This is a genomic window from Blautia sp. DFI.9.10, from assembly GCF_024461705.1.
GTDB classification, from domain to species: domain Bacteria; phylum Bacillota; class Clostridia; order Lachnospirales; family Lachnospiraceae; genus Blautia_A; species Blautia_A fusiformis.
Genome location: NZ_JANGAA010000004.1, coordinates 52,088 through 66,785 on the forward strand (window position 1 = coordinate 52,088; position 14,698 = coordinate 66,785).

The window sequence follows — 14,698 nt, forward strand, 5'->3', positions numbered from 1 at the left end:
GCGATGAGCGAAACAAAAGGAAGAGTGACTATTCCGACAGATCTGGATGTGATTCCGGAGACACTGAAAATGCTGGACGAGTGGGGTGCAGATGCCATCCGTGACTGTGACGGAACGGAATTTCCGGCAGAGTTGAAGAAAACCGGTGCAAAGATTTATGCAACTTATTATACCACCAGAAAGGATAATGCCTGGGCAAAGGCCCATCCGGAAGAAATCCAGCAGATGTATATCATGACATCCTTTCACACGGCAGTGTCGGATACTCTGGAAATCCATCTGATGGATCATCTGTATCCGGATATGCTGGCGGTGAATACAAGAGATGATATCAGAAGATGGTGGGAAGTCATTGACCGGACTACAGGGGAAGCTGTCAGTACAGAGGAATGGTCATACGATGAAAAAAACGGAAATGTTGTGATCAGGCCGGCGAAAGAGTTTCATGAGTATACGGTAAGTTTTCTTGCATATATCATGTGGGATCCGGTACATATGTACAATGCAGTTGTCAATGACTGGAAGGATGTAGAGCCTCAGATCACTTTTGATGTGCGTCAGCCCGCAACACGTGCACATTCCATGGATCGCCTCCGCAGATTTCTGGATTCCCATGATTATGTGAATGTAGTACGATTTACTACCTTTTTTCACCAGTTCACACTGATCTTTGATGAGATGGCACGGGAAAAATATGTAGACTGGTTCGGGTATTCCGCTTCCGTGAGCCCCTATATCCTGGAACAGTTTGAGCAGGAAGTGGGATATAAGTTCCGTCCGGAGTTTATCATTGATCAGGGATATATGAACAACACTTATCGGATCCCATCAAAAGAGTTTAAAGATTTCCAGGCCTTCCAGAGACGGGAAGTGGCGAAGCTTGCAAAGGAAATGGTAGACATTGTCCATGAATACGGAAAAGAGGCCATGATGTTCATGGGCGATCACTGGATCGGTATGGAGCCCTTTATGGATGAGTTTGCTTCCATCGGGCTGGATGCGGTAGTGGGAAGCGTCGGAAACGGAGCGACCCTACGTTTGTTCAGTGATATTAAACATGTAAAATATACAGAGGGAAGATTTCTGCCGTACTTTTTCCCGGACACCTTCCATGAGGGCGGGGATCCTGTAAAAGAGGCAAAAGTAAACTGGGTGACTGCAAGAAGAGCTATCCTTCGAAGTCCGATCCAGAGAATTGGATACGGCGGTTATCTGAAACTGGCTCTGGAATTTCCGGATTTTGTACAGTATATCAAGGAAGTCTGCCAGGAATTCCGTGTGCTCTACGACAATATCCAGGGAACCACACCGTACTGCGTAAAACGTGTGGCTGTTTTAAATTGCTGGGGAAAAATGCGCTCCTGGGGCAACCATATGGTACATCATGCCATCTATTACAAGCAGAATTATTCCTATTTCGGAATTATCGAGGCATTAAGTGGTGCGCCTTTTGATGTGTCCTTTATCAGCTTTGATGATATCCGTCAGGATAAAGATCTGCTGAATGATTTTGATGTGATCATCAATGTAGGTGATGCGGACACTGCACAGTCCGGTGGTGAGAACTGGGCAGATCCGGAAATCCTTACAGCAGTGCGGAAATTTGTCTATAATGGCGGCGGATTTATTGGCGTCGGTGAACCGGCAGCTCATCAGTGGCAGGGAAAATTCTTCCAGCTGGATGACATCCTTGGTGTAGAGGAAGAAAGAGGATTTAATCTTAATACCGATAAATACAACTGGGAAGAGCATAAAGAGCATTTTATCCTGAAGGATACAGACGGAACCGTAGATTTCGGTGAGGGGAAAAAGAATATCTTCGCACTTCCGGATACGAAGATCCTTATCCAGAAGGACCAGGAAGTCCAGATGGCAGTAAAAACCTTCGGAAAAGGCAGAGGTGTTTACATCAGCGGACTTCCGTACAGCTTCTGCAACAGCCGTATCCTTTATCGTGCTGTGCTCTGGTCAGCAGCGGCAGAAAATGAGCTTTTCTGCTGGTTTTCTTCCAATTATAATGTGGAAGTACATGCTTATGTGAAAAATAAAAAGTATTGTGTGGTAAACAACACCTATGAGCCACAGGACACTACGGTTTACACAGGGGATGGAAAGAGCTTTGACCTTCATCTGGAAGCTAATGAGATCCGCTGGTATCAGATCTGAGAAAGCAGGATACAGGTTTACTGATAAAGAAAAGCTGTGAAATTGTCTGAGGGCGTTGACAGAGAAAAAACTTATAATATAATAAATCCATTCCAAAAGTAGGAAAACAAAGCTGTTGTAATAGAGAAAATCTATTATAACAGCTTTTTGTTATTGTTGACAAACAATTTTGCTTACAAAGAGGAGGGATTTATGAACAAAAAGATCAAAACCCTGTTTTGCAGAAAAAGAGTGCTTTTTCTCCGGAAAATAAAAGCAGAAAAAGCAGTATTGTGATAAAATAAAAGAAAAATATTTCAAAGATAAAATGATCAGAAGAAAAGAGGCAGATAGATTATGACAAAAGCAGAAAAAAAGACACTGAAGCTTTCAGTAGAGAAGCCTCAGTATATTACAGTAAATGATATTACTTACGCACAGGTGGATTCCTGGTTCGGACATTGCAGGCGGGATCTGAAACTGGATATAATCTACCCGGAAACAAAAGATGGAAAAATCTATCCCTGCATCCTCTGGATCTGCGGAGGCGCATGGCTGATGATGGATAAATCCGCACATAATCTTTATCTGAGCAGATTGGCATCCAGTGGCTTTGTAGTGGCAAGTGTGGAGTATCGTACTTCTAATCAGGGCCCGTATCCCATGCCGCTGCAGGATGTAAAGGCAGCTATCCGTTATCTGAAAGCCCATGCAGACCGGTTCCGCATCAACAAAGAGCAGATAGGAGTTATGGGAGAGTCTGCCGGAGGATATCTTACCTGTATGGCTGCGCTGGACAATGATCCGGCTCTGGATGTGGGAGAGTATCTGGAAGAATCCAGTAAGGTACAGGCTGCCTGCCCATGGTATCCGCCTACGGATCTTTCCGCATTTCCATGTGAATCTGCAGAAAAATGTGCTTCTTCCGCAGAATCCCTTCTGCTTGGATTTAATTCCATGTTAAATAAAGAAAAGGCATACCAGAGCAGTCCGGTTTCCAAGGTTACGAAGGATGCACCGCCATTTCTGATCATCCATGGAAACTGCGATCAGGTCGTTCCTTATGTTCAGTCGGAAACTTTATACGGACTTCTGGAGAAAAAAGACTGTGATGTCACTTTGCTGACACTGGATGGCGCAGACCATGCAGATATCCAGTTTTTCCAGGATGAGGTATGGAACCGGATCGCAGAGTTTTTCCATGAAAAACTGAAATAAATAAAAGACAGGAACACAGATCATCCAGCAGTTGTTGTAAATATGTGATCCTGAAAAGACCAAAATAGAAAAGAGAAACACAAATGATAACATTAAACGATTATCTGTATTCCGGAGATACTCTTCTCCGGATACTGAAGAAATACATTCGGGATCTTAGGACAGAGGCGAAGGAAAAACATAATGAGATCGATCTGGTACCTGTAATTTTTTGATCCAGATCCAGGAGCTTCTGGAGCATAATGATTTCCTCACTGCCCAGTCTCAGAAGATCCGGGAATTTTATAAATATATGGCAGGGGAATATCCGTTTCTGGCGTTTACCTTCAAGGGAAGAATCAAATCCCTGATCCGTGCGGAGGAAAAATTTAACGGATATGTAGTAGAATTTATTTATGACTACTATAAAGAATATGGGGAATATCCTTCCGTATCCCAGATCAAGGAACGGTTAAGCTGTTTCCGCGATTTTATTGCCTACAGGATCGTTATCGCCATGCCCAGATGTCATCTGAAAAATGGTGAGAATGTCAGAGAAGAAGAGCTTCGTTATCTTTATGAGATCGCCAATATACTTCCGGGATTTCTGGAAGAAAGAGGATTTACCGCAGAGCCGGCCAGAGGAGTGCAGGAAAGTACATCGCCACTGCTCAGCAGGGAAGCAAAGCCTTACTATAGGGATTACATCTGTAATAACAGTGAGGATGATTATCAGTCCCTGCATATCACGTTTTATGATAACAGTTCCCGAAGCTATATGGAAGTACAGCTGCGGACCAAAGACATGGATGATGTTGCGGAGATTGGTTCCGCCAACCATTTAAGCTATGAGAAAAAACAGGAAAGTGAACGCAGGAGAAGGGACGCGATTCCCCAGGGGGAATGTATCTATTTTGATGAGGCTTATGAGCGGGGTATGCGACTTCTTGGACTGGATCTTGCTGCGCTGGACGTTAATATGTTTGGTGCGGTAAACAACAGCCTGATCAATGATGGCTGCGGACTGTTCCGCGGAAGGATGATCCTTCCTTATGAGCATCTTTCCCGTTTTCAGAATGATATCGTTGACTGAGGGAGGATGACATGAAAGACTTGACAAAAGGGAAGCCTTCCGCATTGATCCTGTCCTTTGCGCTTCCTGTATTTCTGGGAAATATCTTGCAGTTGACGTACAGCCTGGCAGATACCCGGATCGTGGGAAGCTTTCTTAAAGAAGATGCGTTGGCGGCAGTAGGGGCCACCAGTCCTTTAAGCGGGCTGATCATCGGTTTTCTGATGGGCCTTGCAAATGGATTTGCCATTGTCACCGCACAGAAATTCGGTGCCGGAAACCGGGAAGAAGTACGAAAATCTTTTGCACTGTCTCTTGTAATGGGCAGCGTGATTTCTCTGATCCTGACTGTTTTAGGACTTTTGTTTCTGCATCCGATCCTGAGGTTCCTGAATGTTCCGGATCATTTGACGGGAACCGCCAGGCAGTATATCTTTATTATTATCGCAGGTATGCTGGCAACGTTTCTTTATGATACCTGCGCGGCATCTCTGCGCGCACTTGGGGATACGGTGACGCCTCTTGTGATCCTGGCAGTGTCTGTAACTTTAAATATCGCAGGAGATCTGTTTTTTATTCTGGTAGTAAAAGCAGGAGTTCAGGGAGCAGCCATTGCCACGGTACTTTCACAGACGCTGGCATTTTTTATATGCTGGTTTTACATGATCCGCAGGTATGAGATCCTGCGGCTGAAAAAAGAGGATTTTTTCGGTCTCGAAAGAAATATGATGAAAAATATGCTGAGTGCCGGACTTTCTATGGGACTTGTAAGCTCTCTTGTAAATCTTGGTACACTGGCACTGCAGACTTCCATCAACCGGCTTGGAAGAGATATCATCGTGGCACATACAGCAGCCCGTAAGATCACAGAGATGTTTATGATCATGTTTGGCGTGTTCGGGCAGACTATGGCAATCTTCTGCGGCCAGAACGCAGGAGCAGGGAGGATGGACCGGGTACGTCATGGAATCGGTCTTGCAGTTCTGTATACCTGTATCTGGTCCGTGATGACAGTGATCTTCAGCTTTACCATTGGAAAACAGCTGATCTATCTGGTCACAGGAAGCTATAATGAAACGGTGATCCGCAATGCCGCCAATTATCTTAAATTTGATACGATCTTTTATTTCGTAACGGCTGTGATCAGTGTCCTCAGAAATGCTATGCAGGGCCTTGGAGAAACGGTGATCCCTCTGGTTTCCAGTGCGCTGGAGATGATCGGAAAAGTAGTGATCGCGGTGACTCTGGTGCCACTTCTCGGTATGGTGATCCCGCTGATCGTGAAGATACTTAAGATGCCTGAATTAAAGAAAACAGTCTGAGAGATTCGAAGATCCGATGAGAAAGATTCGCGTGAAAAATAAAAAGCACATTGTATGGAATGAGCCGCCACCGGAAAGTATGACTTTTGGGGTGGTTCAACCATAGCAATGTGCTTTCTTTAATTTTACATAGTTGCTGTCGCTTCTTTTACGTTTTCCTTTTCAGGAAAGATATGTCTGAAAATAAAACGTACGATCGGACCTGCATAGATCAGCTGCCAGAAGAATGCCATCGGGAAGTTGAATGCGGTTGTCTGAAGCCATACAGCTACAAACTGATTTCCGGCATCCTTAAAGAGAATGGTTGCCGCGAGGCTCATTAACGGGCACATGAAAGCAACGGAAGGAACGGAGATCGCAAGGATCTTGCTGAACGGATGGCAGTTTTTGAAATCTACCATGCGCATTGCACAACCAAAGGCAAGCTTGGATACAATAAAGAAGTCAAGGATAAATGCGATCGGTCCCATGATCACCAGTTCATGAAAAGCGTCAAGGAACACACGGTTTGTCATACTCCCTGTGTTCAGGGAAATGTTGTAGCAGATCATGGCGTAAACCATAAAAAATACCATGATAAGGGTAAAGATAACTTCCTGAAATTTGTTTTTTGGCATAAAAATCCTCCTTTAAAATGATTAAGTGATAATGTAAAACCTCAGAGCATGTGTTGTTCGTTAATCATTCAGGAGAATGTGCGTTTCCAATATATGACAGGATTTTGTCATAAACCATATTCGGTTTTTTGACCAAATCAAACTGCGAAGCAGTTATTTGGCTGTAAGCAGGCAGCAGAGCGGTTTACGAATATCCGCTTGATACCGGCGGTTATGATATCATAAGTAGTAAAGCCTTGTCAATAAGTAAAATTCGCAACATCCTGCGGAATGTTCTGAAAAAACATGGAAATATCAGAAGAGTAATTGAGAAAAAAATGGCAATAACTCCTCTTGACCGTTAAAGTTAGATATAGTAAACTTGTAAACGGTTAGCGGATTCTAACTAATGCGTAAAATTTGTGGCGGGCCGTATCCCTTGACAAAATGCGGCCTGAACAGGAGTTACGGACAGGGCGAAAAGACCAGACAGGAGGATAAATATCAAATGGATTATTTAGAGATTGAGAAGGTCATTGGAAGAGAGATTATTGATTCAAGAGGAAATCCGACCGTAGAGGCAGAGGTTTATCTGGCAGATGGAACGGTCGGAAGAGGAGCAGCACCAAGCGGAGCGTCCACAGGAGAATTCGAAGCACTTGAGCTGAGAGATCAGGATAAAAGCCGTTTTGGAGGAAAAGGTGTTTCGAAGGCCATTGAAAATATCAATACAGTAATTAATGATGCGTTGGCAGGAATGGATGCATCTGATATTTATGCAGTGGATGCTGCCATGCTCAAAGCAGATGGAACAAAGGACAAATCAAAACTGGGCGCAAATGCCATTCTTGCGGTTTCTATTGCGTGCGCACGTGCGGCTGCGATTTCTCTTGACATCCCCCTTTACAGATTTCTTGGTGGGGTGAACGGAAACAGACTTCCGGTTCCGATGATGAATATCCTAAACGGTGGTGCACATGCTGCGAATACCGTTGATGTTCAGGAATTCATGATCATGCCGGCAGGAGCACCAAGCTTTAAAGAGGGACTTCGCTGGTGTACGGAGGTATTCCACGCTCTTGCTGCACTTCTGAAAGAAAAAGGCCTTGCAACAAGCGTTGGAGATGAAGGTGGTTTTGCACCAGACCTTGGAAGCGATGAGGAAGCCATTGAGTACATCCTTGAAGCAGTGAAAAAAGCAGGATATGAGCCTGGAAAGGATTTTGTACTTGCCATGGATGCTGCATCCAGTGAGTGGAAAGGAAACAAAAAGGGGGAGTATGTTCTTCCGAAATGCGGAAAGAAATTTACATCTGCGGAGCTTGTTGATCACTGGAAAAATCTGATCGAAAAATATCCGATCTACTCTATTGAGGATGGCCTTGATGAGGAAGACTGGGAAGGCTGGCAGATCATGACAAAAGAACTTGGAGGAAAAGTACAGCTTGTAGGTGATGACCTGTTTGTTACAAATACAGAGCGTCTTGAGAAAGGTATCAGCCTTGGCTGCGGAAATTCTATTCTGATCAAACTGAATCAGATCGGTTCTGTATCTGAGACTCTGGAAGCCATCAAAATGGCACATAAAGCTGGCTATACAGCGATTTCTTCCCATCGTTCCGGAGAGACAGAGGATACAACCATTGCAGATCTTGCAGTGGCACTGAATACCTGCCAGATCAAGACAGGAGCTCCTTCCAGAAGCGAACGTGTGGCAAAATATAATCAGCTTCTCCGTATTGAGGAAGAGCTTGGTGATGCAGCAGTATATCCGGGATTCCGGGCATTCAATATCAAGAGATAAGATCATAACTAACACATTTCTCAAAAAGGTACGCTTTGGCGTGCCTTTTTTTGGCGAAAATAAGGTTGCCAGATTTCTCAAAATAGTATATTATGATTTACAGCCGTGTGAAAAAATAAAATTGAATATTGGAGATGCTATGAAAGAATACGTAAATACTTTTATGCGTTACAGGTTTCTTCTGGGAGAGCTTGTAAAAAAAGGAATCAAACTGAAGTACAGACGTTCCTATCTTGGTATCATCTGGTCTCTTCTTGAGCCGTTGCTTACCATGATCGTACTGACGATCGTATTCGGTACCCTGTTTGGAAACAAGGATCGGACATTTCCTGTATATATCCTGACAGGACGTCTTTTGTACACATTCTATTCCAGTGCCACAAAAGCGGCATTGAAATCAGTAAGAGCGAATTCGGCAATGATCAAGAAAGTTTATGTGCCAAAATATCTCTATCCGCTGTCAAGTGTACTTTTTAACTATGTGATCTTCCTGATCTCACTGATCGTGCTGGTTCCGGTAGGAGCAGTACTTGGTGTGGAGCCGACACTTTATATGCTCCAGATCCCGATCGCGCTGATCCTGGTATTTCTGTTGTCTTATGGTTGTGGAATGATCCTTGCTACGATTGGCGTTTTTTTCAGAGATATGGAATATCTGTGGTCAGTAGCGCTGATGCTGATCATGTATACCTGTGCGATCTTTTATTATCCGTCCAGACTGCTGAAAAGTGGTTTTTCATGGATCCTGAAATATAATCCGCTGTACTGTACCATCGATGTTTTTCGTTCAGGAATGTTCGGGGAGCCGATGAACCTGCATTATGCGGCATACGCACTGGTATTCAGCCTTGTGACGATTGCCATCGGAATGTTCTGTTTCAAGAAGAAACAGGATGAGTTTATCCTTTATATTTAACAGGAGAAAAATATGGAAAAACCTGCAGTAGTTGTAGATAACGTAAGTATGAAGTTTAATCTCAGTAAAGAAAAGGTAGACAGCCTGAAGGATTACGTGATTAAATTCTTAAAAAAAGAAATTAAATATAATGAATTCTGGGCTCTTCAGAATGTTGATTTTGAGGTGAAAAAAGGTGACCGTGTAGGAATCCTGGGACTTAATGGAGCGGGAAAAAGTACTCTGCTCAAAGTAATTGCCGGTGTATTCAAGCCTACCGAAGGCAAGGTGGTCCGAAACGGACGTCTGGTCCCTCTTCTGGAACTGGGAGCCGGTTTTGATTCGCAGTATACAGGACGTGAGAATATTTTTCTGTATGGTGCGATGCTCGGATATTCCAAGAAGTTTCTGGAATCGAAATTTGATGAGATCGTTGAGTTTTCTGAACTGAAGGAATTTATCGATGTCCCTATTAAGAATTATTCTTCCGGTATGAAGGCAAGACTTGGATTTTCCATTGCCACACTGGTATCACCGGATATCCTGATCCTGGATGAAGTCCTTTCTGTAGGAGATGCCAAATTCCGGAAAAAGAGTGAAAAGAAAGTCTTAAGTATGTTTGATAAGGGCGTTACGGTACTGTTTGTATCCCATTCTCTGGAACAGGTACAGCGCTTGTGCAATAAAGCAATGATACTTGAAAAAGGAAAACTGATCGCATATGGAGATATTGATGAGATCTCGGCCAAATATACGGAGATGATCAGATAAAGAACAGAAGGCGGCCTAGGCAGTCGCATAAATAAAAAGAACCGGACAGTGAACGGTTTGAATAGCAGATAGCCAGACGATTTGCGGAAATGATGCAAATGTCTGGCTATTGTGTTATTATATTACGAAGAAAACAGGGAGGCAAAAAGATGACTTTACAGCAGATCCTTGAAAAGGTAAAAAAAGGCCAGCTCTCTGTGGAGCATGCAGAGGACCTTCTGAAAAAAGAGGGATATGAAGAAATGGATTATGCGAAGCTGGATACTACCCGAAAAGCGAGGACCGGTTTTGCGGAGGTAGTTTACTGTGCGAGAAAAGCAGACGAACATCTTTTGAATATCTATCAGAAGCTTTATGAGGAAGATGGAGAAGTCTTTGGAACAAGGGCGTCAGAACATCAGTATGAACTGGTAAAAAAGGTTCTTCCTGATGTGGTTTATGATCCTGTTTCCGGAATTTTGAAGATTGAAAAAGAGAAGGAGCATATCGGAAAGGTGGCAGTATGTACAGCCGGAACAGCAGATATTTCTGTTGCGGAGGAAGCTGCCCAGACAGCAGAGTATTTCGGCACACATGTGGAGAGGATCTATGATGTGGGAGTCAGTGGTATGCACAGACTCTTTTCCAGGCTGGATACCATCCAGGAGGCTAACTGTGTGGTTGCGGTAGCAGGAATGGAGGGTGCGCTGGCAAGTGTTATGGGTGGTCTTGTGAAACGTCCGGTGATCGCGGTACCTACTTCTGTGGGATATGGCGCCAGCTTTCATGGATTGTCAGCGCTTCTGACAATGATCAATTCCTGTGCCAACGGAATTGCAGTAGTAAATATTGACAACGGATTTGGGGCAGGATATCTGGCAACCCAGATCAATCGGCTTGCGGAGGGAAAATAAATGAGAAACAAATTATATCTGGAGTGTACCTCCGGGATCAGCGGGGATATGACAGTTGCGGCTCTTCTGGATCTGGGTGCAGATCAGATAAAACTGGTGAGAACTCTTAAAAGTCTGCCGGTAAAAGGTTTCGACATAAAGATCAGCCGTGTGATGAAATCAGGGATCGATGCCTGTGATTTTGATGTACTACTGGATCATGAGAATCATGATCATGATATGAAATATCTGTATGGGCATGATGGAGATTCTCACAGCCAGGATCATGAGGAACATCATTATCAACATAGTCATGAAGCCCATGAGCATCCCCATTCTCATGAACATCATGTACAGGAAACCCATGGAAACAGTCATATATATACAGAAACGATGCATTCCCACCACGGACACCATCACCATGAACACCGTGGCCTTAACGAGATCATGGAGATTATCGACCATGCAGATATGACAGATCGTGCAAAATCCTATGGAAAAAGAATTTTTAAGATTCTTGCCGAGGCAGAAGCAAAAGCCCATAATGTACCGGTGGATCAGGTCCATTTCCATGAAGTGGGTGCAGTGGATTCCATTGTGGATATTCTTTCTGTTGCAATCTGTATGGATGATCTGGATGTGGAGGAAGTGATCGTTCCAAGACTTTGTGAGGGTAGCGGAACGATTCGCTGTCAGCACGGAATCCTTCCGGTGCCGGTACCGGCGGTAAGTAATATTGTAAGTGCTCATCAGCTGAAGCTGCATATCACATCGGTGCAGGGTGAACTGATAACGCCTACAGGAGCAGCCATTGTGGCGGCATTCCTTACATCAGAAAAACTGCCTGAAGATTTTACGGTGGAGAAGATCGGTATCGGAGCAGGCAAGCGCCAGTATGAGTGCCCGGGAATTCTCCGTGCCATGCTGATCCGGGAATCCGAGGAGGAGGCTTCAGGCAATGATACTTGTACGGAAATAGACACCATTATAAAGCTGGAATCCAACATTGATGACTGTACAGGAGAAACGCTTGGCTATGTTATGGAGCTTCTGTATGAGGCAGGAGCCAGAGAGGCCAATTACATGCCTGTATTTATGAAGAAAAACCGTCCGGCATGGCTGCTTACCGTTCTATGTAAAAAAGAACAGGTTTCAGCGATGGAGCAGATTATTTTCAGAGAAACGACAACCATTGGGATTCGTCGCCAGGAGATGGAGAGAACCATTCTGAAAAGAGAGAAAAGAACGGTTACAACCCCGCTGGGAAATGTAGAAGTGAAGGTCTGCACTTTTGACGGACAGGAATATTATTATCCGGAATACGAAAGCGTAAAAAAACTTTGTGAAAAAACAGGGATTTCTTATAAAGAAGTATATCATATGGCTGTGCGGGGATAAGATCGGGTTGGTTGCCTTGTATAATGCACTTACATATTGACACCTTTTCGAAAAAACTATATAAATGTATATAGAAAGATTATTGCCGGACGGAACAGTTGGCAACGACACAGTAAGGCAGAGGCAGGAGAAGGATTTATGGCGGTAACAATACAGCAGATTGCAGAACAGGCAGGGGTTTCCAGGGGAACCGTGGACAGAGCATTGAACCACAGAGGACGGATCAATCCGGAGGTGGCAGAGAGAATCTGCCGTCTGGCGGACGAGATGGGATATGTACAGAAAGAACGGAAACATTCCAGAACAGCTAAAGATGAAAGACTGAAGATCGGAGTGGTGACACAGCTTGCCAGATCTTCTTTTATGCAGGAAGTAAACCGTGGTATTGAGAAGGCAGCCGTGGAACTGAAAGAAAAAGGGATCCAGCTGATCCTGAAAGAGGGTCTTTCCGTTGATGAAGAGGAACAGCTGCAGGCCATTGAGGAACTGGAACAGGAAGGAATCCGGGGACTTGCGATCATGCCGGTAGACAGTGAGACTGTCCGGGAGAAACTGAATGCTTTGATCGAAGAGAAGAATATCCCAGTAGTAACCTTTAACTCTGATATTGTAGGAACGAGAAGAACCTGTTTTGTGGGAATGGATAACCGCAAGAGCGGACGTACCGCAGCCGGACTTCTTGGAATGCTGACAAGAGGAAATGGAAAGATCCTGATCATCACCGGATATTTCAGCAATCATGTTGACAATCAGCGAGTGGATGGCTTTGTGGAGGAAGCCAAGCGGGCTTTTCCACATCTGGAGATCGCCGGTGTTCACGGAAGCTTTGATGAAGCAGCTGAGGTGGAGCACATTATAGAAAATGCCATGATGAGTACTTCAGGGATCAGCGGGATCCTGGTGGTATCCGGAGGCCAGGCAGGAGTGGGTAAGGCATTTGAAAAGCTGAGACTTGACCGCAGGCCCTACGTTGTGATCTACGATCAGACTCCGAAGAATGAACGGGCACTGAAGAATGATCATGTGGATTTTCTGATCGACCAGAATGGATATGTCCAGGGGTATGAACCGCCAAGGATCCTGGCGGATATCCTGACAAAAGGACAGGAGCCGGAGAGAGAATATCTCTTTACAGATATCAAGATCAAAACAAAATATAACCTTTGAACATGTATTGTGCAAAGTATCATATAAAATAGTCTGCAGGATGAAAACTGCAGGCTTTTTTATATTACAGGAAATCTGTAAGATACTACGATATGAAATATAGATTCCAAGAAAACGACTGTCTGGATACATTTGATTGCGTGCTAATAGCGTGCTAAAAATATCAACACGCAAATGCACATGTAGATAATAGCTACTTTGAACAAAACAAAACTACAAAAATTGTATAGAATAACTGAAAAAAAGAAAAATGAAAAGAAGTACTTGCCCAAATTGTAAAACAGTGCTATATTAACATCATAAGAAACACGCAAGAAAGCACGCTAAACAAAAGAAAAAGCACGCAAAGTAAAAAAAGCACATAAAAAAGAAGTAAAAAATAAACCATCAAACAAACGGAGGTAAGATCATGAAGTATATCGAATTTGATGAATCCAGACCAATGGACCTGGTGCTCCTTGGAAGAGTTGCCATTGATTTTAATCCTGCTTACAACGATCAGGTAAAGGAGGAGTTCAAACCCCTGAAGAAGGTACATATGTTTGAGAAATTTGTAGGAGGATCTCCTGCAAACATCGCTGTAGGTGTTACCAAGCATGGCCTGAAAGCAGGATTTATCGGAAAGGTTTCGGATGATCAGTTCGGTGAGTATGTTGTAGATTATTTTGATGAGAGAGGAATCGATACCTCACAGATCACAAAATGTACAAACGGAGAGAAGCTGGGACTTACCTTTACCGAGATGCTTTCTCCAAAGGAAAGCAGTATCCTCATGTATCGTAACCGTATCGCAGATCTGCAGCTTCATGTAGACGACATCCACGAGGATTATATCAAAAATGCAAAAGCGATCCTCATTTCCGGAACTGCTCTTGCAGAGAGCCCTTCCAGAGAAGCAGCGATCAAAGCGGTTATGCTTGCTAAGAAAGTAAACACAAAGATCATTTTTGATATTGATTACAGAGAGTACAACTGGAAGAATGCAGATGAGATTTCCATCTACTATTCCATCGTAGCTAAGGAAGCTGACATCATCATGGGCTCCAGAGAAGAGTTTGACCTTACAGAGAAACTGATCAAAGAAGGCATGACTGATGAGGAGAGTGCAGCTTACTGGCAGGCAAAAAATGCAAAGATCGTTGTCATCAAACACGGTATGAAGGGTTCCACAGCCTACACAGTTGACGGACAGAAGTTCAGCATCAAGCCATTCCCGGTTGAGGCAAGAAAAGGCTTCGGCGGCGGCGACGGATACGGCTCCGGATTCCTGTATGGACTGTATCAGGGCTGGGAGATCATTGACTGCCTGGAGTTTGGTTCTGCTGAGGCATCCATGATGGTTAAAAGCAACAACTGCTCCGATTCCCTTCCGGGACCGGATGAAGTTCACGCATTCATTAAAGATGAAAAAGAAAAATTCGGCGAAATGATCGCAAGAGTATAAAGAAAAGGAGTGGAA

The 14,698-nt window shown here is 44.0% G+C and carries 11 protein-coding genes and 1 pseudogene; 11 read left to right on the plus strand and 1 reads right to left on the minus strand.

Annotated features, from left to right (window positions below):
- Positions 1 to 3: 3 nt before the first annotated feature.
- From gnpA to NE671_RS03685, 4 genes and pseudogenes are all read left to right on the plus strand, one after another.
- Positions 4 to 2,166: a 1,3-beta-galactosyl-N-acetylhexosamine phosphorylase gene (gene gnpA / locus NE671_RS03670; RefSeq protein WP_059085458.1), complete on the plus strand. Its 2,163-nt coding sequence runs from the start codon at positions 4 to 6 to the stop codon at positions 2,164 to 2,166.
- Positions 2,167 to 2,502: 336 nt separating this feature from the next.
- Positions 2,503 to 3,363 (plus strand): alpha/beta hydrolase, encoded by an 861-nt coding sequence (locus tag NE671_RS03675; protein WP_173740221.1) that lies wholly within the window; start codon positions 2,503 to 2,505, stop codon positions 3,361 to 3,363.
- An 83-nt stretch (positions 3,364 to 3,446) separates the two neighbouring features.
- Positions 3,447 to 4,435 (plus strand): annotated as a pseudogene (locus NE671_RS03680) (guanosine polyphosphate pyrophosphohydrolase).
- Between the two features lie 11 nt (positions 4,436 to 4,446).
- On the plus strand, positions 4,447 to 5,736 hold the full coding sequence (locus NE671_RS03685; RefSeq protein WP_118752516.1) for an MATE family efflux transporter: 1,290 nt from the start codon (positions 4,447 to 4,449) through the stop codon (positions 5,734 to 5,736).
- Positions 5,737 to 5,861: 125 nt separating this feature from the next.
- Here the strand turns inward: NE671_RS03685 and NE671_RS03690 are convergent, their stop codons facing one another.
- Positions 5,862 to 6,353, minus strand: a complete 492-nt coding sequence (locus tag NE671_RS03690) for a DUF2798 domain-containing protein (protein WP_118752517.1) — start codon at positions 6,351 to 6,353, stop codon at positions 5,862 to 5,864.
- A 487-nt stretch (positions 6,354 to 6,840) separates the two neighbouring features.
- Between NE671_RS03690 and eno the strand changes: the two genes are divergently transcribed.
- The 7 genes from eno (at position 6,841) to iolC (ending at position 14,683) form a co-directional block, all read left to right on the plus strand.
- Entirely contained in the window at positions 6,841 to 8,136 is a 1,296-nt protein-coding gene (eno, locus tag NE671_RS03695; RefSeq protein ID WP_044961624.1) for a phosphopyruvate hydratase, read from the plus strand.
- Between the two features lie 139 nt (positions 8,137 to 8,275).
- A complete protein-coding gene (locus tag NE671_RS03700; RefSeq protein WP_044961662.1) occupies positions 8,276 to 9,052 on the plus strand; it encodes an ABC transporter permease in 777 nt (258 codons plus the stop codon).
- A gap of 12 nt (positions 9,053 to 9,064) precedes the next feature.
- Entirely contained in the window at positions 9,065 to 9,802 is a 738-nt protein-coding gene (locus NE671_RS03705) for an ABC transporter ATP-binding protein (protein WP_021651749.1), read from the plus strand.
- Positions 9,803 to 9,951: 149 nt separating this feature from the next.
- Positions 9,952 to 10,695: a nickel pincer cofactor biosynthesis protein LarB gene (gene larB / locus NE671_RS03710; protein WP_022426321.1), complete on the plus strand. Its 744-nt coding sequence runs from the start codon at positions 9,952 to 9,954 to the stop codon at positions 10,693 to 10,695.
- Positions 10,696 to 12,072, plus strand: coding sequence for a nickel pincer cofactor biosynthesis protein LarC (gene larC / locus NE671_RS03715; RefSeq protein ID WP_256163684.1), 1,377 nt, complete (start codon positions 10,696 to 10,698; stop codon positions 12,070 to 12,072).
- A gap of 138 nt (positions 12,073 to 12,210) precedes the next feature.
- Positions 12,211 to 13,239: a LacI family DNA-binding transcriptional regulator gene (locus NE671_RS03720; protein WP_022426319.1), complete on the plus strand. Its 1,029-nt coding sequence runs from the start codon at positions 12,211 to 12,213 to the stop codon at positions 13,237 to 13,239.
- Positions 13,240 to 13,648: 409 nt separating this feature from the next.
- Positions 13,649 to 14,683: a 5-dehydro-2-deoxygluconokinase gene (iolC, locus tag NE671_RS03725; protein WP_015524405.1), complete on the plus strand. Its 1,035-nt coding sequence runs from the start codon at positions 13,649 to 13,651 to the stop codon at positions 14,681 to 14,683.
- Positions 14,684 to 14,698 lie beyond the last annotated feature (15 nt).